Raw genomic sequence first — 20726 nt, forward strand, 5'->3', positions numbered from 1 at the left:
TGGTTATTTTGCCTCTTTAATTTTAAAAAGTACGCTCATTCCAACTTTAAGATCTGGAATAGATTGCTCAGGTACTAAGTGGAATTTAAAGCTGCGAATATCATAACCACCCGTTTGACGTGTGGTTTTAATAGTTGCAAAGTCTCCTTCAACATCAATGTTCTTCACTTTAAATGTGACTTTTTGATTCAGCGCAGGTACGAAACCATCTAAAGTTTTGTTTTGATATACACTTTCATACATATCTTCACGGACATTTAAACTGACCCACATCTCATGGTCTTCAATAATACTGACGACAGGCACACCAGTTGCGACTAACTCTGTTGGTTTGCCATAGGTTTTCGATACAGTACCGTCGACCGGTGAATAGAGCTTGGTTTCTTCTGTCAATGCATTTGCTTCTTTGACAGCAGCTTGTGCCATGGCGACTTGTGCATCGGCAGTTGATTTCTGTTGTTCGGTGCTACCACGTTTAGCGCGTGCATATTGTTGATATGACGCCTCAGCAGTTTCACGGGCAGAGGTTTGTGCCGCAAGCATCTCATCACGACGTTGACGAGAAATCACACCTTGTTGATAGAGGTTTTCACCTCGTTTATAGGTTGTTGCTGCAAGTTCTGCTTGCGTTTTTAAAGCTTGCCAGTTGGCATACAGAGTTTCAATATTTTCTTGTTGAGAACCACGATAAACGGTTGACTGGAATGCCATTGCACTTTGCAAGGCGGCTTGGGCTTGTTCTTTTTTGGCTTCAAGTTCGGGACTCACAAAGCGAATAAGCGCTTGCCCTTTTTTTACGGCTTGTCCTTCAGTTACATAAAATTCTTCGATACGACTAGGCACTTTGGTGCTGATGTGTATTGTTTCAGCTTCAACTCGTCCTTGTAATTCAACTGCTTGGGGTTGATATGCTTTCCATAAACCATATGCAATTAAGCCAAGCAAAATAAATACAATAATTAGACCAATAATTTTAGCTTTACCTTTCTGGGGTGGTTGAGCTGGTGGTTTCTGAGTATTTGATGGCGTAGCAGTCTCGTTAGTGTCAATTTGTTCTGTTGAAGATGCTTGCTCATTTAAGACGTTAGTCGTTTGCGTTTCATCCGCTTTTGCCACGTTATCTGTATCGCGTTCTGAATTGGATGATGATTGATTTTGGCTCATAAATGTCTCCAATTAACGGATAAAATCAGTACGTGGTTGATTAACATAGAGCTTGAACTCGTCAATCGAGCCATAGCTTTGTAATAGGGTTGCTAAAGATAAAATATATTTATATGCATTGATTGCCATTTCACTTCTCAATGCATTCAATGCATTTTGTGCATCGATGACTTGAGTTGCAGTTCCCATACCTTCCTTAAAGGAAAGTTGTTGAATACGTAGATTCTCTTGTGCTGCTTTGGTGTTTTGTGTCAATAGTTGGTGGCTGGTTTGCGAAGCATTCAATTCGCTATAGGATTTGTACAGCACATTTTCAATTTCTTGCTTGGTACGTTCTGTCATGAGTTCTGCCGCATAACGTTTTAGTTCTGCTGCATGTACGTTTTTATTTTTATCGACACCAGAGAATAAATTGTATTTTGCCATAACGCCAATGATCCAATTTTCTTTCTCATCTAAACCATATTCACCAAAAGCAAAGACACTTGGCTTTTTAGCTGCTTGCTGAATTCGGACATTTTCATTGGCTAGCTGTGTGTCCATTTGCAGTTTTTTGATGAGGCTTGAATTTTGGTCGTAGTTTGCAAGTAGCTTATCTAATGAATGATTTTGATCTGTATTTACGAATAGGGGAGTGCTGAGATTTAATGGCGCTTTAGTTTGCAATAAATTTTGTAAACTAAACTGACTCGCTTGTAGATTCGATTGTGCATTTTGATAGGTACGTTGCGCATTATTACGAGCAACTTCAAATTGCATGCGTTGTCCTTTATTTATAAAACCCTGCTTTTCTAACTTTAATGCATTGTCATAATGTTGTTGCATTGCATTTAGATTAAATAAACTGGTGCTTAATAATTGTTGCTGCAATTGCACATTAAAATAGGCCTGAATCATTTCAAAACGTTGAGAATCTTGTTGCTGTTTCTCACTGATGTCAGAACGCTTGGATTGAATACTGGCAATTTGTTTGGCGCTACTAATTTTTCCGCCTGTATAAAGTGGCATGACCATAGAAACAGATGTTCTAACATCATGATCTTTAATGGTGACATCTAAATTATTGGGTACTTTATTTAATCCATCACTGACGGTTTGATCAAAACCTTGGCTGACTTGATCGATGACTTCTGGTGGGAACACATTTTCCCATTGAGATAATTTGTCATCAAAACCGCGTGTGAGAGAATTTTCTAATCGACGCTTACTCGACTCTAAAGGAACACTCGTTTCACTATGAAAAGAATAAGCTCGCGCATTTAAATCAATGCGTGGAAGTCCTAAATGTTTGACTGCCTCCATCTCTAAGCGTGATGCTTGTTGAAGTGCTTGTTGAGCTTGAGTTGAATAAGCATTTTCAACGACAAATTTCTCTGCTTCGCTATAGCTGAGTGTCTGAGCAAGTGTAGATGTAGAAAATAGGGCATAACTGATTAAACTAATACAGAGGCTTAGCTGTTTTGGAAACCGTTTGACCTTAAAACTCGGTCGATTATGTCGTTTCAACATTATGGTATGTCGCACTTTAATAATATCCTGAGTGAGTCTAAATTCTTTTTATAAAATTAAAATAATATGTTTTTAATTAAATAGTTATATTGCCGATGTTGGTGTATCAAATTTGTAAAAAGTAGAGTTTTTAATCTAAATATATTTTCCGAAAATTAGATAATTTGCTCATAAATAAATAGAAACGGTTGTTGTTAAAATCAGTCAAACACCCAAAGATGATTGAAATATTTATTGGATAAGCTGCTGCAAGCTACGTCAATCTGTGCTTAAATTCCTATCTCAATTTGTTTCACTTTGACAAGGGAAAATTCATGCGTGCTTATAATTTCTGCGCTGGTCCTGCTGCATTACCTACTGCCGTTTTAGAAAAAGCTCAACAAGAAATGTTGGATTGGCAGGGTAAAGGGCTGTCGATCATGGAAATGAGTCATCGTAGCAATGATTATGTTGCTGTTGCGGAAAAAGCGGAAGCTGATTTACGCAAACTCATGAATATTCCTGAGAATTATAAAGTGCTGTTCTTACAAGGTGGCGCATCTCTCCAATTCTCGGCGATTCCGCTCAACTTGTTGGGTAAGAATAACAAAGCTGATTATATCCATACTGGAATTTGGTCTGAGAAGGCATTAAAAGAAGCAAAGCGCTACGGCGATGTAAATGTTGTAGATGCGGCCACTTTGATTGATGGTAAACATGCAATCACAGAACAAAGTACTTGGAATCTTTCAAATGATGCAGCATATGTGCATTATGCTGATAATGAAACCATTGGTGGTTTACAGTTCGCAGATGTTCCAAATGTAACCGCGCCGTTGGTTTGTGATTATTCTTCTAGTATTTTGTCTGCACCCGTAGATGTAAACAAATTTGGACTCATTTATGCGGGCGCACAAAAGAATATTGGTCCTGCTGGATTAACTATTGTGATTATCCGTGATGATTTGTTGGATCAAGCAAAACCAGAAATTCCAAGCATTCTAAAATATGCAGACCAAGCCAAGAATGGTTCTATGGTAAATACACCAGCAACTTATGCTTGGTATTTGGCTGGTTTGGTTTTTGAATGGTTGCTAGAGCAGGGTGGGGTAGATGCGATTCATAAAGTGAATCAAGAAAAAGCAAAACTACTTTACGGTTATATTGATGCTAGCGATTTCTATAATAACCCGATTGCAGTAGCAAATCGTTCAATGATGAATGTTCCTTTCACTTTGGCAGATGAGGCACTGGAAAAAACCTTCTTGAAAGAAGCTGAAGAAAATCATCTGCTTAATTTGGCAGGACATCGTTCAGTGGGTGGTATGCGTGCAAGTATCTATAATGCTGTGCCATTGGAAGGTGTACAAGCACTCGTGAGCTTTATGGATGAGTTTGCTAAACGTCATGGTTAAGTAATAAAACTTATTTAAAATAAAAGCCCTCAGAATTGAGGGCTTTTATTTTATGTTACGAATATGGTCAAAAATTAGAACAAGCCAACTTGATGAAAAATAAGTGCTGCTAAAAACATACCCAGTAGAAAAAAGCAATAAGCACCAACATCAAGTTTAAGACCTTGATCACTTGAATGAATAAGACTGGTGGTCGTTTGTTCTGGTATAATTTTCATTAGAACGCCTAAAATGCCATTTATGTGATTTTTTGTCACTTTAAAGCATTTTTAGCATAAATATTGGCCTGAATCCATAGGTTGCCACGAATATATTCGCCAATGTTAAAGTTTTTATACAAATCATTTTTAGTTGCGATGCGAATAAGGATTGCAGGTAAATCATCTTCTAAAACTAAAGTGACATCATAAAGGGTATATTCATCTTGCATAAACTGCGTAGTGGTTTTACCAACAATATTACCTTGGAACCAAGCTTCATCTTCTTGACCTAATGTTTCTCCAAATAAATAGGCAACCATTTTAGAAAAGTCGACAGTCACAGGTTCTTGATCTTCTGGTGTTTTTGGTTCCCACTCATTAATAAGCTCCTGTAAGTTTTCAGGTGCAATCCCATTATGTTCTGCAAGAATTGCATTTAATGCTCGGTGGTGTTTAATTGATGCTGGATCATCAACAATGATTTTCTCGTCTTTGGAAACGGTTTCTAGTTCATATGCCCAAGCATTAAATTGAACTTGATAACTGTGGTTTTTGTCATATTGACAGCGATTTACACTAAACAAATTATCAAATGCATAAATCACTGTATTTTTATTTAAGTTCAAACGTAACACGGCTTGAGTTGCAGAATCACAGGTAATAATTCGTTCGATCTGTGCATCATATTTATACGGGCTCTCAAAACTCGGAAATGCTGTTTTTAATGCACGAGGTTTTTGATCTTCAACGGCAATGATTTGGTTGATTGAAATACCCTGATGGCTTGGCCCACGAATTAACCAAAATGATTGATCCATTTCCTGTTCATTTTCACAGAGTCCCATCGGCATGATCGGTGCATCAAGTGCCAATCCTAACCATTTGGGAACATCCGTTTCGGGCGTATCTGTTAACAGATTCCAATGCTCAGCATGATTACCGAAATTTTGATCTTGAATAGTAATGGTTTCTGGACTGTTTTGATTTTTCATAAAGCACGATGCAAAAAGATTGAACTTAATCTATTTAATCGAGGGTAACTGCTATATTTCAAGTCTGGATATGTAATTCTACAAAAATTAATTTATTTTGATCTTAATCCGACAAAATAGTGAAATGCTAAGATTAGCCACTGATCTTAACTCTACTTTTCTTGTAATCTGCTAAACTATATTTTTATTCTTGAGAGCGCTTGTCAACGTGCTGCCATTTAAATTATGGGTAGATGCGGATGCTTTACCAAAGATTTTACGTGAAGTGATTTTACGCGCATCGGATCGTTATCAACTCGAAGTCACTTTCGTTGCCAATCAAAATGTAGGGATTACACCCTCAATCAGAATTAAATCTATTCAAGTGATGAGTGGGGCAGATCGCGCCGATCAAGAAATTGTAGATCGTATGCAAGCGCACGATATTGTCATTACACAAGATATTCCGCTTGCAGCACAAGTGATTGAGAAAGGTGGAATTGCAATTCATCCTCGAGGTGAAATTTATACCACTGCAAATGTCAAAGCTCGATTACATTTACGTGATTTTATGGATACCTTGCGTGGTGCTGGGGTACAAACAGGTGGTCCACCTCCAATTTCTGAGCGAGATAAACGCGAATTTTCGAGTGCTTTAGACCAAACAATACTAAAACAAAAACGCAAAACCGCGTGTTGAGCAATCTATGCCATCTCGTCTTAACTTAATGCTGACTTATGGGTTGTTGGTCTTTATTTGGGCTTCAACACCTTTAGCGATTGTTTGGAGTGTCTCTGATCTTCATCCAATGTGGGCATTACTGTTACGTTTTTTGATTGCGTTGCCATTGGCAATAACAGTTCTACTTTGTTTAAACGTAAAATTTCCCATGCATAAGTTGGCGTGGTTAAGCTATGTTGCAGGGTCACTTAGTTTGATTGGTTCGCAAATTTTTACTTATGCAGCTACGGCTTATCTAAGCTCAGGTTTGATTGCATTAATGTTTGGCCTAGCGCCGATTATGGCGGGTTTAATTGGACGATTTGGTTTTCAACAAAAATTAGCAACGCTACAATGGTTGGGGATGGGGACGTCAATTATTGGGTTAACGATGATCTGTCTGAGTGGGAATCAAAAACATGTACAACCGCTTGGAATCTTATTGATGTTACTCAGTGTTTTTTCTTACTCACTCTCTATCTTTTGGGTCAAAAAGATCAATGCGATTGTACAGCCCATGGCACAGGCAACAGGTTCGATATTCGTTTCGACATTTTTTGCCTTGTTATTACTGCCTTGGATCTGGCAATTTGCACCTACAGAGATTCCATCTGCAAAATCGTTATTGGCGTTGACTTATACGGTAATCATGGCTTCGTTAATTGCAATGTTTTGTTATTTCAAACTGGTTCAAAACCTACAAGCAACGACATTATCTTTAACCACAGTAATGACGCCGATGCTTGCGATTTTGATAGGCGCCTATCTAAATCATGAACAATTATCAGCACAGGTTTTTGTGGGTGCTAGTATTATTTTGTTTGGCTTATTGCTTTATTTTTATAAAGATTTAAGAACACACAAGCGACTAAGCACTTGAGTTTAATTATTGATTTCATCCCGTTGCGCTTGTTGAATACTAGCTGCAAGTTTTGCACGGTCTTGTGGATTTAAAGTAATAAAATACGCACCGATGCGGAATTTACCTTGTTCATCTGCGGTACTATGTGCAACTTGTGCGGTCGCAGCGATATGAAAATAGTTCTCAGGATGACTCAAGGTAATATGAATATAAGTCCCTTCGTTAATATCCTGAGCACTAAAGAAACTTAAACCATTTTCCGAAAAATTGACTTGTTCAGGTACAGGCAATTGAGATTGTACGATATTGTCGTAAAAAGAACCTGTAATCAGATTTAATTTTTGATTAAAAAGGGATAAGATGCGAGCAATTTGTTGATCTTTTTCATTTAATTGTTCTAATTCGTAGCGAAATGCATGATCAAATTGATCTAATTCAGCAAGTAGTAGAAAATAGCGCGGTAATACAAAATGAGAGTCATACGGATCATTCAGTGCAACATCATCTGGAATGATTTGATAGTTGATTCTCAACACAGCATCAATACGAGACATCACGCGACGTTCAGTGTTGTCGTCAACAAGATGATGTTGTGCATTTTCCATAATAAATCACCTCGGACTAGATGGTATGTTTAAGCCAATCTCGCTGTATATAGGGTTGAGATACACTCGTGCTCGGCGGAGTAATCATTTTATTTCTTTTATCGCCTTGGTTTCCATGATTGGTTTGACTCTCGGCGTTGCTGTTCTCATTACAGTTTTATCTGTTATGAATGGTTTTGATCGAGAATTAAAAACTCGTGTCCTCGGAATGGTACCACAAGCTACTGTTTCTTCTACTCAAATTTTAACAGATTGGCCAGAACTTGCAAAAAAAGTTGAGAGTCATCCACATGTCACGGGTGTAGCACCTTTCACTCAATTGCAGGGGATGTTGACTGCTCATGGGCAGGTCGCGGGGATTATGGTCACGGGTATAGAACCAGAATATGAAAAACAGGTTTCAATTATCCAAAATCATATGGTGACAGGTGACTTAAATGCCTTACAAAAGGGTGAGTTTGGTATTGTTCTTGGAAAGGACATGACGGATGCACTTGGTTTGGGGCTAAATGATAATGTTACTTTGGTTCTTCCTGAAGCAACACCATCACCTGCTGGTGTGGTACCGCGTTTTAAACGTTTCAAGATTGTCGGTATCTTTAGTGTGGGTGCAGAAGTAGACTCAATGGTGGGTTATATTGCGTTGAACGATGCTTCAACTTTATTACGTTTACCAGATGGTGCACAGGGTATTCGTTTAAAGTTAGATAATATTTTTGCAGCGCCTAAAGTAGCAAATGAAATAGTTAGTGAATTACCGAGCAATTTTTACGCATCTAATTGGACTTATACCCACGGGAATCTGTTCAATGCGATTCAAATGGAAAAAACCTTAGTTGGTTTGCTTCTATTCCTCATTATTGTTGTTGCGGCATTTAATATCGTTTCATCTTTGGTGATGGTAGTGACTGATAAGAAATCAGATATCGCTATTCTAAGGACTCTCGGTGCTTCGCCGTCTATGATTACTAAAATTTTCATGGTGCAGGGTACTGTGATTGGTGTTATTGGGACAATTGCAGGGACAATTTTAGGGGTGACTTTAGCATTGACCATTAGTGACATCATTTCTTGGTTTAACACTGTTTTAGGGTTAAATCTATTTGATGCATATTTTGTTCATTACTTACCGTCATATCTCAGATGGCAAGATGTGGTTGTGATCGTGATCGTGTCACTATTATTAAGTTTCTTGGCAACGATTTACCCTGCATTACGTGCAGCTAAAGTTCAACCTGCTGAGGCGCTGCGTTATGAGTAAGATTGTTTTAGAAGCTAAAGAAATTTATAAGCATTTTGATGATGGCAAAAGTAAAGTTGAAGTCATCAAAGGTTTATCACTTCAAGTAAATGCGGGTGAGTTTGTCTCAATTGTTGGAGCGAGTGGCTCGGGTAAGAGTACTTTATTACATGTTTTGGGTGGCTTAGAGCAACCTTCACAAGGTCAAGTATTCTTGCAAGGACAGCGTTTCGATAATTTGGGTGAAGCTGATCGTGGTTTCAAACGGAATCAATATTTAGGTTTTGTGTATCAATTCCATCATTTGTTACCTGAATTTTCAGCCTTAGAAAATGTAGCGATGCCACTGATGTTCCGTGGTGATGTGCAATATAAGTCTGCTAAAGCTCAAGCAGAGTATTTATTGGACCGCGTGGGTTTGTCACATCGTATCGATCATAAGCCTGGTGAGTTATCTGGTGGTGAACGTCAACGTGTGGCACTTGCTCGTGCTTTGGTGACTAAGCCCGCTGTTGTACTCGCAGATGAACCAACAGGTAACTTGGATCGGAAAACAGCATTGAGTGTTTTTGAATTATTGACGGACTTGAAAAATGAACTCAATATGGCGATGTTAATTGTGACCCATGATGAGCAATTGGCACAATCGGCAGATTCAATTTTACATATGCAAGATGGTTTATGGATTGAACAATCATAAATTATTGATTTAAGCTCTTGTTAAAGCCCTGAAAAAGGGCTTTAATTTTGCCCACAGAAAAATCAAAATTAAATTCATCATTGATGCTAAAAATTATTTTATTGGGGTGGGTTGCGGGTATCGCACTTATGGGAATGCATTTCCCGATCATTACATCTACATGGTGGCTTTGGCTGATTATTGCATTTGCGATCTTTGGTTTCGGATTTTATTGGAAAAAGCAGTATTTTCATTATCCTACTTATAAAGCCTTGCTTTTAATCAGTGCGATTTGGGCATTATTTTGCACAGGTTATCATTATGCTGATATTCAATTACAACAACGTCTTATTTTTAAAGAACAAAATGTTGAAACATTTGAAGCCATTGTTTATATCAAAAAGATCAGTGAACTGAATGAAAATGGCGAAAAACAAGTTGCTGAGGTTTTGAATCGACATGCGCAAAGTGTGAATTGGTTTCTTCATTTAAGGAAAGAAAAAGACAAATCTAAAGTAGAGCCAGAATTTCAATTGGGTTATTACTATCGTGTATCTGGGCAGATTCGACCCGCCCATAGTTATGCTGTTTCAGGTGCATTCGATCTGGAAAAATGGTTTTTACAACAAAATGTGCAGTCGGGATTTTCTGTACGAAATATTCAGCCTATTCATGAAGATGAACTCTATCAGCTGGGTTATCATCATCATTTGCAGCAACAACAATCTCATTGGGCCATATTCTTATTAGCTGTTGAAAAAAAGCGTCTGGCTTTTCGACAAATGCTACAGGCATCAGCATTCCAACATAAAGGGTTGCTATTGGCTTTGCTCACAGGGGATGAGAGTCTGTTATCTGATGCCGTAAAACAACAATTTCAACACCTTGGGATTTCACATTTATTGGCTATTTCTGGACCACATGTGTTGGTATTTGCATTGATACTGACTTGGTCATTACAAAAGTTGATTCAGCGCTACTGCCCAAGCATCTATTTGAAGCAACCTCGACAATTACTACTATTATTGCCCTTTATCTTTAGTGTCTTGCTATATGTGGCATTTGTTGGGTTTGAAATTCCAGCAATGAGAACATTATTAACTGTTAGCATTGTCAGTACTTTTATGTGCTTAAGACAGTCGATTCAGGCATTTAGTGTGTTGGTTTATAGTGCGAGTTTATTGTTAGTTTTAGATCCATTTAGCATTTTATCTGCTGCATTTTGGTTATCTTATGGCGCGTGTTTTATTTTGATAAGAATCTATCAGACGATTATACAGTTACCACAAAATGTAAATTTAACATTTAAACAAAAAATGATCTGGGGCAGTCATATTCTGATTGAATCGCAATGGAAAATTTTTGTCGCGTTATTGCCTTTGGTTTTGATTTTCTTTCAGCAAGTTTCATGGTTTGCCCCCTTAACTAATCTTATTGCTATCCCATTGTTAGGTGCTTGTATTGTTCCTTTGGATATTCTAGCTGCATGTGTGTGGTTAATTATTCCTACATTGGGGCAGTGGTTATTTCAAATGAATGATGTGTTTTTGTCATTCTTGATGCTAATTTTAGATGTACTTCAATCGATTTCGCCGCAGTTGTATGGGATAAGTTTCACCCCTTGGATGATGGTGAGTTTAATTATCGGTATTTTTCTATTGTTTTTGCCTAGAGATGTTGTTCCAAAGTTTTGGGCTGCTGTCTGTTTCTTACCGATATTATGGGGTGTAAAAACTCAACCCGAAGCATTGCACGTATTAGATGTTGGTCAAGGACAAGCTGTCTTAGTGCAACATACCAAAGGTAATCTCCTGATTGATACTGGTGGATCATTTGACGAAGCCAAATTCAGTATGGGGGAGCGAGTGGTTATTCCTTTTCTACGTCAGCAAGGTATTCGGCGATTGGAACACGTTGTGTTATCTCATTTGGATCAAGATCATAGTGGAGCATTTACGTCGATTCAGAATAGTTTTGAAATTGATTTGGTTCAATCGAATGAAAAGCATGAAAAAATGCAATTTAAGGAGAATTTTTCATTTTGCCAACAAGGACAACAGTGGTTATTTCCAAACATCAACATCCAAGTTTTATTTCCTCGAGCCAATGAATTGAGCTATGCGAAATATCAGAAAAATGAATATTCTTGTGTGCTCTATGTGCAATTTTTAGATGCTCAACCTTATCAGAACTTTTTGATTATGGGGGATGCAGGCTGGGAAACCGAATATAAATTGTTACAGCAGTATCCAGATTTAAAAGTCGATGTGTTAATTCTTGGTCATCATGGCAGTAAGCATAGCTCTGCTTACGAATTTTTGGCAACCCTCCAGCCCAAACTTACAATTGCTTCTGCGGGATTTAATAATCGTTACGGACATCCCAGTCAGGAGGTTTTGAAACGATTGCAGCACTTAAATATTCCAATATTAAATACAGCAGATGCGGGTACGATTAGCTTTATGATGAATAATCATGATGGGGTGTTGCTACAGCATCGACAAAAAAGAAAATGGTTATCCAAAAATAGCCTAAGTAATTGATGCTTGCTGAGTTAAATGGCGAACTTCTGCAACTTTGGCTAATGCTTGATTTTCATCTATATCGTAAATTCTTTTTAATTCTTTATTGGCACTAAAGCGTTTGTAACTCCAGTGATAATGATCAGGATAGCGTTTAATTAATTGTTCTAAAGTCTGATGAATAATTAATGTTCCATCTTCGGCACTACCTTGGTAAATTTGAGGGTCAATCGGCTCAATATACATATCAAAGCTATCTTGATCATTACGCATTGTATAAATGAGTAGTGCCTTTGCCTTAGTTTTTTGAATTAACTTTGCACTCAAACTACTTGAAGCGAGAGGAATACCAAAATAATTGATCATTTCTCCGCCATGATCAGGTGTGTGATCAGGTAGGATAGCAGTTGTGCCGCCTTGTTTTAATGCTTTAAAGATTTGACGGACACCACTTTCATCTGTTGGTACTAGATGTGCCTGTTCACGACTGCGCGCTTCTCGCACAAAACGATCTGCATCAGGATTTTTAACAGGTTTGTAGAGAATCGTCATTTCTGTGTATTGAGAAAGCCAGGCATTCATGACTTCCCAAGTTCCGAAATGTGGAACGATCAAAACAATTCCTTTTTTTTCAGCCAATGCCTCATGTAAATACTGCTCACCATATACATTTTGAATGCGTTGAATATTTCTTTGATTGGAAGCTCCCCAAATGCTTAAAAACTCAAAGTATGAGGTTAATTCATTTTGAATTGCTTTTTTGGTCAACTGTTGTCGTTGCTGTTGATCCATATTCGGGAAAGCAATCTGTATATTTAGACTAATAATTTTTGATATCTTAGAAAGTTGAAAACTCGTGAGAAATCCAGCAAGCATACGTGCAAAGAAACGTCCTAATTGAATCGGCTGGCGACTCAGAAATTTGATTAGATGGTAACTAGTGTTGCTAGATTTTGATTGAGCCATGTATTTTAAATGCGAAAAATTACAAAGTGAGAGTATAAGGTAAAAAATAATTATAAGTTAAAATAAGTTATTTAAACAGTTTTGCTCAAATCAGCGTATATAATAAAGCCACTTTTAAAATATATTGGATTGGAGTCTTATGTCCGATTGGCCACCAAAACCACAAAATGAACCCACAAATCCGAATAATGTGACAGGCAAAGAATGGCAGATTTTAGAAAAGGCCGTATTGGCTTCTGTCGAAGAGCAGCGTCGAAGCCGACGTTGGAGTATCTTTTTTAAATTCCTAGGTTTTGCATATTTACTTTTCGTGTTGATTGCAATGGGTAAAGGGTGTTCGACGTCTTCGACGAAAACAACGACCAATATTACCAGTGATCATTTGGCAGTTGTGGATATTATTGGAACGATCGACTCTTCCAGCGGTTCTTCTACTGTAAACAGTGATGATACAAATAAGGCACTCAAACGTGCTTTTGAGGCAAGTGGTAGTAAAGCAGTTGCCTTGAATATCAACTCACCAGGCGGTTCTCCTGTGCAATCTGATGAAATTTGGCAAGAAATCCGTTACCTGAAGAAACAACATCCTGATAAGAAGGTCTATGCTGTGATTGGTGATATGGGTGCATCGGGTGCTTATTATATTGCTTCAGCAGCAGATGAGATTATTGTCAATCCATCGAGTTTGGTGGGATCAATCGGTGTCATTATGCCTAACTATGGTTTAAGTGGGTTAGCTCAAAAGCTCGGAATAGAGGACCGTACCTTAACTTCGGGTAGTAATAAAGATATTTTGAGTATGACTAAACCTCTTGATCCAGCACAAAAACAGCATGTGCAATCAGTATTGGATAATGTACATGCTCATTTTATTAATGCGGTTAAAGAAGGTCGTGGCAAACGTTTGAAATCGAATGATCCTGCGATTTTCTCAGGTCTATTTTGGACAGGTGAACAGGCAGTTGCCTTAGGTGTCGCGGACCGTAGTGGTAGTATGACGACATTAATGCGTGATCTAAATGTGAGTCAAAAAGTTGATTATACTGTTCAACGTAATCCTTTCGAGTCTATTTTAGGGCGTATGGGAGCAAAGATCGGCGAGGGAATTAGTAGTTCACTTGCAGATCAACTTCAGGCTCAACAAAACGCAAAAATACAATAACGCCGCTAAAATATTTTAATCTTCAGGGCTGTACTTGATTGCAGCCCTAGTTTTTTCAAAAATAACTACTCAGTTCTTCCTTTTTGGTTGCTACACTGTTTAAGTGGAAGATACTTTATCAATCTATACGCTTAAAAAGACTGTTATGAAACCTATTATTCATTTTGCCCATGCCAATGGGGTTCCATCTAAAGTTTATCAAAAGCTTTTTCGCCAATTGGAAAATCAATACGACATTATTTATGTTGCTGAGATAGGAACAGATAAGCGTTATCCCATCACAGATGGCTGGTCACATTTGGTAGACCAAGTAATTGATAGTGTTGTGCAACAAGCACAAGGGCGACAGGTGATTGGTTTAGGACATTCTTTAGGTTCGGTGCTCACATTGATGGCAGCTTATCGTCGTCCTGAGTTATTTTCTCAAGTGATTATGCTGGATCCACCTTTAATTATTGGTAAGGCTTCTTTTGTTTTTCATCTGGCTAAAATTTTTAAGCCTAAACTAGTCGACAAGATCACTCCAGCGGGTCTATCGGCTCGCCGTCGAGATCATTGGGAGTCACGTGAACAAGCTGCCGAATTGCTTGGTTCAAGAGGTTTCTACCAACATTTTGATCCTGACTGTTTTCAAGCATATATTGACTATGCATTAACCAATGATCCGCAAAGAGGTGGGGTGACATTGACGATTCCCAAAGCGGATGAAGTTGGATTATTTAGAACTACACCTTCGATGTGGTGGTTGCCGATGCCCAAACCGCCTGTTCCAGTCCATTTAGTGGTTGGTCGTGACAGTGTTTTCTTAAAAGAAAAATTTCCTCAAGTCGCACAAAAGAAATTGGGAATTCCTTTTTCTGTGGTTGAGGGTGGCCATATGTTCCCCTTAGAACATCCATTGGAAACAGTTGATAAAATTAAAAGTCTGGTGCGTTGAGCCAATAAAAAACACATCCGAGGATGTGTTTTTTATTTTTTAGTATTGGGCAAACTGAATCGGTTGTTCTAATGGTTTTTGATTGAAGTAGGCTTGACCATTTTGCCAAGTTAATTGACCCGTACAAAACCATTGTACAACTTGAGGGTAAATGAAATGCTCAAGTTGGTGTACCCGTTGCGCTAAGCTTTCTACCGTGTCATTTAGACTGACTTGAATTGCAGATTGCGCAATGCTTTGACCAGCATCTAATTCTGCTGTTACAAAATGAACCGTACAACCATGCAAGCGATCTCCAGTATTTAACACACGTTGATGTGTATTAACACCTTTATAAAAAGGCAGCAGAGAAGGGTGGATATTTAACATCTTACCTTGCCATTTACTGACAAAGTTTGGTGTTAAAATCCGCATAAAACCTGCAAGGATGACTAAATCAATTTGCCATGCGATCAATTGTTGATGCATAGCTTCATCAAAGCTTTCTCTAGTTGGAAAGTCTTTATGTGAAATGACTGCGGTTGCAATATTGGCATCTTCGGCACGTTGTAATGCATAAGCATCAGCTTTGTTGGATAAGACACCAATGATTTGCCCTGACAGATTTGCATCTATCAGGGCTTGTAGGTTGCTACCGTTGCCAGAGACAAGGACCGCAATTCTCATTATGCAAAGATCACACGAATTTTTTCGTCAGCGCCTTCAACAGATTCAGCATTTTCTTGGATATGACCAATCTTCCAAGCTTTTTCACCTTGTGCATTTAAGACTTCAATTGCTTTATCTGCTTCACTAGGATCAACCGCAATGACCATACCAACGCCACAGTTAAATGTGCGATACATTTCGAAGCGTTCTACATTGCCTTCTCGTTGTAGTAATTGGAATAACTCAGACCATTCCCAGCTTGATTCATCAATGACAGCTTGAGCGCCATTCGGAAGGACGCGAGGAAGGTTACCTGGTAAACCACCACCTGTGATATGTGCCATTGCATGCACGTCAACTTGTTTGCACAGTTCTAAAACAGGTTTTACATAAATGCGCGTTGGTTCCATTGCAACATCAGCGAGTGGGCGACCATCAATGATTTGAGTTAAATCTACATTCTTAACATCTAAGATTTTGCGTAGTAATGAATAACCATTTGAATGAGCACCACTTGATGCTACACCGATCAAAACATCACCGGCTTTGACTTTAGTGCCGTCAATGATCTTACTTTGTTCAACGACACCTACTGCGAAACCAGCAAGGTCGTAATCTTCACCTTCATACATACCCGGCATTTCAGCAGTTTCACCACCGACCAGTGCGCAACCAGCAAGCTCACAACCTTTACCGATACCCGTTACAACGTTTGCTGCAACATCTACATTCAAATGTCCAGTTGCATAGTAATCTAAGAAGAATAAAGGTTCTGCACCACAAACCAGTAAATCGTTTACACACATTGCGACAAGATCTTGTCCAATTGTGTCATGACGATTGAGATTGAGGGCTAAGCGTAATTTTGTACCTACGCCGTCAGTTCCTGAAACCAATACAGGCTCTTCATAACCTTTTGGAATTTTGCATAGTGCGCCAAAACCACCAAGACCGCCCATGACTTCAGGACGAGTGGTGCGTTTTGCGACAGATTTGATACGATCGACCAGTGCGTCGCCCGCTTCAATGTCGACGCCCGCATCTTTGTAGCTTAAACCAGTATTTGGGGTAGAAGTTGAGTTGCTCATAGTGAAGTCTCCGCATTGGCGGCAGATTATAACCTGAATATACGAAACTCTTATGTTATTTATGCTCGAAAATGCTATCTTTATTAAAAATTTTTTCCATTTATAACGATTACACGAACAAAGGTTAAATTTTATGCAAGATCTGGTACTCCGCCGTATCTTTATCCTCGCTGGGATCGCATTATTGCTTTGGGTGCTTTATCTACTCAAGCCAATTGTGATCCCGTTTGTTGGTGCGTTTTTGATTGCATATTTTTTTAGTCCACTGGTTGACGTCTTAGTGAAGATCAAGCTACCACGTTGGTTAGCGATTAGTGTGGTATTTATCGGTATTGGTGTGACACTAACCGTTGTTTTATGGTTTCTGGCTCCTCTTGTATGGAAACAATTGATTTATGCACGGGATAGCATTCCAGCAGGTATTCATTGGGTAAATGCAACGTTTCTACCTTGGATGTCTGAAACTTTTGATTTGGTTCCAATGGAAATTGACACTGATCAAATCTCAAAAGTCGTGATGGAATATGTACAAACAAATTATAGCTCAGATAGCATTCAAACCTTTGCTCTACGTCTCGCACAATCAGGTCTAAATTTTATCCAAATTGGTGGGATTATTATTTTGATCCCGATTATTTCTTTCTATTTCCTTTTGGACTGGGAAAGAATGCTTCAAAGTTTACGTCGCTTGATTCCACGTCCATATGAAGCATCTACTTTAAAAATTATCCGCGAATGCCATAGTGTATTAGGTGCGTTTGTAAAAGGTCAGTTTTTAGTGATGCTTTTATTAGGGGTGATCTATGCTGTAGGACTGCAACTTATTGGCTTAGAAGTGGGGCTGATTATAGGGATGGTCGCAGGTCTGGCAAGTATCATTCCATATCTTGGTTTTGCCGTTGGGATTATTGCTGCAGTTATAGCAACTTTATTTCAGTTTGGACTAGATTGGACACAACTGCTTTTGGTTGGAGCTGTTTTTCTTGTTGGGCAAATGGTGGAAGGCTATATTCTTCAACCTTTCCTACTCGGAGATAAAATTGGTTTGTCTCCAGTTGCGGTGGTATTTGCTGTTTTAGCTGGTGCGCAACTCGCAGGTTTTCTTGGAATGTTGATCGCATTGCCTGTCGCGGCTGTGATTGTTGTATTACTCAGACATGCTCGAGACAATTATGAAAAAAGCAGATTCTATGGACTTCCCCAAGAAATGGTTGTCGTTGAAAGTACGCCACAACATATCAGTGTTGAAACCGATCAAGTAGAGCTTGATCTTGAAATAAAAAACTCTCAAGATACAGAGACTTCTAATCTAAAAGATGACTCCAAGTAAGCGGGGAACAAATTAACTCTATGCGTCAATTACAACTGGATATTGAACCACAACTGGATGCCCGAATTAGTGATTTTTCGGGGCCGGGTTGGGGACCTGTAGTTGATGCAGTGAGACAACTACATACAGGGTTGGTTAGCCGTCTGTATATTTATGGTGGTGCTGGAACGGGAAAAAGCCATTTATTATCAGCGATTTGTGATTCATATCTAGAGCTGGGACGTCCAGCTATAAAGGTTTCTTTGCTGGCTTTATTAGATGCACCAATTGAAGCGATTACTGCTTTAGAGTTTTATGATTTAGTGGCATTAGATGATATTGATGCAATTAGTGGAGTGCCTCATTGGCAAAAAGCAGTTTTCCATTTGATGAATAACCATGAGGGGCAATTAGTATTCTCATCTCGAGTAGCGCCGATTGAGTTGAAATTAGAGCTTCCCGATTTGCAATCAAGATTGACACAGGCTGTGAGCGTAAAAGCGCCAAATGGAAGCTCTTTTGTTGATCGACAGGCATTACTACAATCTGTGATGACACGTCGAGGCATTCATTTTGATCAGCAAATTGTGGACTACTTATTGCACAATGGTCCTCATCAAGCTTCGATTCTTTTACAGACATTGGCTCAATTAGAAAAAATGCTGAAAGGTGAAAAAACCAAGCTATCTAACACCACATTGAAACAAATTTATGCATTGATTGATGAATATCGCCAATAGCATAAAATTTCTTGAGTAATTTCGAGAGCTGTGACAAAGTACGCACAAAGGATGTGGTTGCAAAATCGGATTTTTGCAATACCTAGAAAAATGAAAATAGAAGGAGAACGGTATGCTCAAGCGGACGCTTGCCTGTGCTTTATTTGCGATTACTGGACATGCATATTCAGCAGATATTCTTGTTACGACATTAGTGGATGAAGACAAAAATGATTCCGTTTGTTCATTACGTGAAGCTATATTCTTTTTAAATAATCGAACTGAAGATCAATATAAAAATGGCTACAACGGATGTGGTAATAAAGACTCTAACTCGACAATCATATTGAAGCGAGATCAAGAATATAAATTAAATAGTCAGTTAGAAATTAAAGCGCCAATGACCATAGCAACAGCTGCAAGTACGGACTTTAATAATCAGAAGATAGGTTTGAATAATGCGACGATTAGTATAACTGGGAAAAATCGGTTATTTGTGATCGATGATGGGGATGTTGAAAAAGCTTTAGTCAATGTTGTTTTTAAGGAGCTTAATCTAAAGGGGTCATCTGAAAAAATAGATAATTTTGGTGGTCTGATTTTAAATCGTGAATATTTAAAAATTCATTACTCACGGTTATCGGGTGGTAATGCCAATCAGGGAGGAGTAATTTACAATGTGGGTATTCAATCTACAACAACAAATACTATCGGTAGAGTAGAAATTTTTAATAGTATTATAGAAAATAACAAGGCTAATCAAGGTGCTGTTATTTATAGTGATATGCCAAGCTATTTAATTTGGAACTCGGTAATTAGAAATAATGAAGGTGCTGAAGGGTTAAAAGGTTCCTTGTTATTTGTTAACACCGGTCTGAGTGATGAGACAATTGGTAGTTCGTTAATTAATAGAGATGTTGGAGTCAGAAATAGTACCATCTTTGATAATAAAGGTGGGTTTGTTGCTAATATTCGTGAAGGTATGATCTTTAATAATATAACAATCATTCGAAATGCAGCAGGTTTGTATCTTGATGCGATTAAATGGAAAGCCAAAATAAAAGTTACTGAAAATGGTGAAGAAGAGGAAAAAGTAGAAGAACTTCCAAGTTCCTATGTTTCAAATAGTATTATTGCTGAAAATGGTATAAAAAACTGTGCTCAATCAGAAGATAATCAAGCAGTTGTTGAAAGTAATTTAACTACTCTAGAATGTGATCTAAATGCTACTTCCGGTCGACCAAACTATATGCTTGGTAATAGTCAATTAATTGCTGGTGGTATGACAGAAGGGCATTGCGATTATCCCCAAAGTAAGGGTTTGCTTTGTCCGTATAAAGTACCAGAAGATAGTATGTTTGGTTTTTTTCAGCCACGGTTGTTAACCACCTATAATTCACTTTCTGAGTCCTTGATTGTTAATAAAGGTCGTATATATAGTGATGGAACAAATTTGGGTATTGCTAGTTGTGAATTCACTGATCAGCGTGATAAGCGCCGTAGCGGTTACGATGAGCTTTGTGATTTAGGTGCTGTTGAGCTTATTGTTAATAGAGGAGATGTTCAAATTGCTGGACAAGATATCTTCTATGGTCAACTAGCTAAGTTTAGTATCGCCAAGAGTTTGTTAGATGGAGAACTATTAGATCCTAAGATATGTACTGAGTTATTGAAACGTAATACAGACTCTAAAGGAAAACCTTGGCAACCTGGTTGCTTAGATGTAGAGCAAACGGAAACTGTTTCTAAAGGAACTGTTACAATAGATCAACTCGGTAACGTTACTTACATACCAAATGGTAATTGGCATGGAGCTGATAAGTTTAAGTTGCGTATTATAACAACCATAACTCGTTTTAATGATATTTCTACTCAATATATTGAAATACCAACGAATATCGTACAGGAACCACAAAATACTTTTAAAAGTAAAACGGTAAACGTTGGTGGCGGTAGCGTGGGGTTTGGAGTAATGCTAATACTATTTAGTTTAGTTGGATTTCGACGTTTTAAGTCATAATCAAGGATGA

19 protein-coding genes are annotated in these 20726 nt (G+C 38.3%); 11 read left to right on the plus strand and 8 right to left on the minus strand.

Features of this window, described 5'->3' with window-relative positions; translation table 11 throughout:
• Window positions 1-3: 3 nt before the first annotated feature.
• Both DS737_RS04720 and DS737_RS04725 read right to left on the minus strand, forming a co-directional pair.
• Window positions 4-1164, minus strand: coding sequence for an HlyD family secretion protein (locus tag DS737_RS04720; protein WP_113996925.1), 1161 nt, complete (start codon window positions 1162-1164; stop codon window positions 4-6).
• A gap of 12 nt (window positions 1165-1176) precedes the next feature.
• Complete coding sequence (locus tag DS737_RS04725; RefSeq protein ID WP_034428158.1) at window positions 1177-2673, minus strand: TolC family protein; 1497 nt, start codon at window positions 2671-2673, stop codon at window positions 1177-1179.
• A gap of 314 nt (window positions 2674-2987) precedes the next feature.
• On the opposite strand from DS737_RS04725, the gene serC reads away from it, so the two are divergent.
• On the plus strand, window positions 2988-4067 hold the full coding sequence (gene serC, locus DS737_RS04730; RefSeq protein WP_113996926.1) for a 3-phosphoserine/phosphohydroxythreonine transaminase: 1080 nt from the start codon (window positions 2988-2990) through the stop codon (window positions 4065-4067).
• 74 nt (window positions 4068-4141) lie between these two features.
• Here serC and DS737_RS16150 read toward each other — a convergent pair whose 3' ends face one another.
• Both DS737_RS16150 and DS737_RS04735 read right to left on the minus strand, forming a co-directional pair.
• The gene (locus DS737_RS16150) at window positions 4142-4285 is read right to left on the minus strand and encodes a hypothetical protein (RefSeq protein ID WP_004757630.1); all 144 of its coding nucleotides are present in this window, start codon (window positions 4283-4285) and stop codon (window positions 4142-4144) included.
• A gap of 35 nt (window positions 4286-4320) precedes the next feature.
• Complete coding sequence (locus tag DS737_RS04735; protein ID WP_017395188.1) at window positions 4321-5259, minus strand: hypothetical protein; 939 nt, start codon at window positions 5257-5259, stop codon at window positions 4321-4323.
• A 208-nt stretch (window positions 5260-5467) separates the two neighbouring features.
• Between DS737_RS04735 and DS737_RS04740 the strand changes: the two genes are divergently transcribed.
• A complete protein-coding gene (locus DS737_RS04740; RefSeq protein ID WP_004640146.1) occupies window positions 5468-5938 on the plus strand; it encodes a YaiI/YqxD family protein in 471 nt (156 codons plus the stop codon).
• Window positions 5939-5945: 7 nt separating this feature from the next.
• The gene (locus DS737_RS04745) at window positions 5946-6839 is read left to right on the plus strand and encodes a DMT family transporter (protein ID WP_017395187.1); all 894 of its coding nucleotides are present in this window, start codon (window positions 5946-5948) and stop codon (window positions 6837-6839) included.
• Between the two features lie 2 nt (window positions 6840-6841).
• Here DS737_RS04745 and DS737_RS04750 read toward each other — a convergent pair whose 3' ends face one another.
• Window positions 6842-7426, minus strand: coding sequence for a PilZ domain-containing protein (locus DS737_RS04750; RefSeq protein ID WP_113996927.1), 585 nt, complete (start codon window positions 7424-7426; stop codon window positions 6842-6844).
• A 25-nt stretch (window positions 7427-7451) separates the two neighbouring features.
• Between DS737_RS04750 and DS737_RS04755 the strand changes: the two genes are divergently transcribed.
• The 3 genes from DS737_RS04755 (at window position 7452) to DS737_RS04765 (ending at window position 11888) form a co-directional block, all read left to right on the plus strand.
• The gene (locus DS737_RS04755) at window positions 7452-8687 is read left to right on the plus strand and encodes a lipoprotein-releasing ABC transporter permease subunit (RefSeq protein ID WP_005084477.1); all 1236 of its coding nucleotides are present in this window, start codon (window positions 7452-7454) and stop codon (window positions 8685-8687) included.
• A complete protein-coding gene (gene lolD / locus DS737_RS04760; protein WP_113996928.1) occupies window positions 8680-9366 on the plus strand; it encodes a lipoprotein-releasing ABC transporter ATP-binding protein LolD in 687 nt (228 codons plus the stop codon). Before DS737_RS04755 ends, lolD begins: the two co-directional genes overlap by 8 nt.
• Window positions 9367-9449: 83 nt before the next feature.
• Window positions 9450-11888, plus strand: a complete 2439-nt coding sequence (locus DS737_RS04765; protein WP_113997957.1) for a DNA internalization-related competence protein ComEC/Rec2 — start codon at window positions 9450-9452, stop codon at window positions 11886-11888.
• Here DS737_RS04765 and DS737_RS04770 read toward each other — a convergent pair.
• Window positions 11877-12833, minus strand: a complete 957-nt coding sequence (locus tag DS737_RS04770; protein ID WP_113996929.1) for a lysophospholipid acyltransferase family protein — start codon at window positions 12831-12833, stop codon at window positions 11877-11879. The genes DS737_RS04765 and DS737_RS04770 overlap by 12 nt on opposite strands.
• Window positions 12834-12972: 139 nt before the next feature.
• On the opposite strand from DS737_RS04770, the gene sppA reads away from it, so the two are divergent.
• Complete coding sequence (gene sppA, locus DS737_RS04775; RefSeq protein WP_005089605.1) at window positions 12973-13995, plus strand: signal peptide peptidase SppA; 1023 nt, start codon at window positions 12973-12975, stop codon at window positions 13993-13995.
• A 145-nt stretch (window positions 13996-14140) separates the two neighbouring features.
• Window positions 14141-14932 (plus strand): alpha/beta fold hydrolase, encoded by a 792-nt coding sequence (locus DS737_RS04780; protein WP_017395184.1) that lies wholly within the window; start codon window positions 14141-14143, stop codon window positions 14930-14932.
• Window positions 14933-14971: 39 nt separating this feature from the next.
• Here DS737_RS04780 and purN read toward each other — a convergent pair whose 3' ends face one another.
• Together purN and purM are read right to left on the minus strand one after the other, a co-directional pair.
• The gene (purN, locus tag DS737_RS04785; RefSeq protein ID WP_171061179.1) at window positions 14972-15601 is read right to left on the minus strand and encodes a phosphoribosylglycinamide formyltransferase; all 630 of its coding nucleotides are present in this window, start codon (window positions 15599-15601) and stop codon (window positions 14972-14974) included.
• Window positions 15598-16668 carry a phosphoribosylformylglycinamidine cyclo-ligase gene (purM, locus tag DS737_RS04790; RefSeq protein ID WP_017395182.1) on the minus strand — a complete coding sequence of 357 codons (1071 nt, stop codon included), beginning with the start codon at window positions 16666-16668 and terminating at the stop codon, window positions 15598-15600. Before purM ends, purN begins: the two co-directional genes overlap by 4 nt.
• A gap of 133 nt (window positions 16669-16801) precedes the next feature.
• On the opposite strand from purM, the gene cxpE reads away from it, so the two are divergent.
• The 3 genes from cxpE (at window position 16802) to rbtA (ending at window position 20716) form a co-directional block, all read left to right on the plus strand.
• Window positions 16802-17998 (plus strand): chloramphenicol efflux transporter CxpE, encoded by a 1197-nt coding sequence (cxpE, locus tag DS737_RS04795; RefSeq protein ID WP_005089613.1) that lies wholly within the window; start codon window positions 16802-16804, stop codon window positions 17996-17998.
• Between the two features lie 20 nt (window positions 17999-18018).
• Window positions 18019-18717 carry a DnaA ATPase domain-containing protein gene (locus DS737_RS04800; RefSeq protein ID WP_004640121.1) on the plus strand — a complete coding sequence of 233 codons (699 nt, stop codon included), beginning with the start codon at window positions 18019-18021 and terminating at the stop codon, window positions 18715-18717.
• A 112-nt stretch (window positions 18718-18829) separates the two neighbouring features.
• Window positions 18830-20716, plus strand: coding sequence for a rhombotarget A (gene rbtA / locus DS737_RS04805; RefSeq protein WP_113996930.1), 1887 nt, complete (start codon window positions 18830-18832; stop codon window positions 20714-20716).
• The last annotated feature ends 10 nt before the right edge of the window (window positions 20717-20726 follow it).

Origin of the sequence: Acinetobacter haemolyticus (genome assembly GCF_003323815.1) — a bacterium.
GTDB classification, from domain to species: Bacteria; Pseudomonadota; Gammaproteobacteria; order Pseudomonadales; family Moraxellaceae; genus Acinetobacter; species Acinetobacter haemolyticus.

Coding starts and splice junctions, on each gene's coding strand:
- DS737_RS04800 (WP_004640121.1), top strand. CDS start 18,019: ATGCGTCAATTACAACTGGATATTGAACCACAACTGGATGCCCGAATT.
- serC (WP_113996926.1), top strand. CDS start 2,988: ATGCGTGCTTATAATTTCTGCGCTGGTCCTGCTGCATTACCTACTGCC.
- sppA (WP_005089605.1), top strand. CDS start 12,973: ATGTCCGATTGGCCACCAAAACCACAAAATGAACCCACAAATCCGAAT.
- DS737_RS04780 (WP_017395184.1), top strand. CDS start 14,141: ATGAAACCTATTATTCATTTTGCCCATGCCAATGGGGTTCCATCTAAA.
- cxpE (WP_005089613.1), top strand. CDS start 16,802: ATGCAAGATCTGGTACTCCGCCGTATCTTTATCCTCGCTGGGATCGCA.
- DS737_RS04725 (WP_034428158.1), bottom strand. CDS start 2,673: ATGTTGAAACGACATAATCGACCGAGTTTTAAGGTCAAACGGTTTCCA.
- DS737_RS04720 (WP_113996925.1), bottom strand. CDS start 1,164: ATGAGCCAAAATCAATCATCATCCAATTCAGAACGCGATACAGATAAC.
- DS737_RS04765 (WP_113997957.1), top strand. CDS start 9,450: ATGCTAAAAATTATTTTATTGGGGTGGGTTGCGGGTATCGCACTTATG.
- DS737_RS04735 (WP_017395188.1), bottom strand. CDS start 5,259: ATGAAAAATCAAAACAGTCCAGAAACCATTACTATTCAAGATCAAAAT.
- DS737_RS04750 (WP_113996927.1), bottom strand. CDS start 7,426: ATGGAAAATGCACAACATCATCTTGTTGACGACAACACTGAACGTCGC.
- purM (WP_017395182.1), bottom strand. CDS start 16,668: ATGAGCAACTCAACTTCTACCCCAAATACTGGTTTAAGCTACAAAGAT.
- rbtA (WP_113996930.1), top strand. CDS start 18,830: ATGCTCAAGCGGACGCTTGCCTGTGCTTTATTTGCGATTACTGGACAT.
- lolD (WP_113996928.1), top strand. CDS start 8,680: ATGAGTAAGATTGTTTTAGAAGCTAAAGAAATTTATAAGCATTTTGAT.
- DS737_RS04770 (WP_113996929.1), bottom strand. CDS start 12,833: ATGGCTCAATCAAAATCTAGCAACACTAGTTACCATCTAATCAAATTT.
- DS737_RS04745 (WP_017395187.1), top strand. CDS start 5,946: ATGCCATCTCGTCTTAACTTAATGCTGACTTATGGGTTGTTGGTCTTT.
- DS737_RS04755 (WP_005084477.1), top strand. CDS start 7,452: ATGTTTAAGCCAATCTCGCTGTATATAGGGTTGAGATACACTCGTGCT.
- DS737_RS16150 (WP_004757630.1), bottom strand. CDS start 4,285: ATGAAAATTATACCAGAACAAACGACCACCAGTCTTATTCATTCAAGT.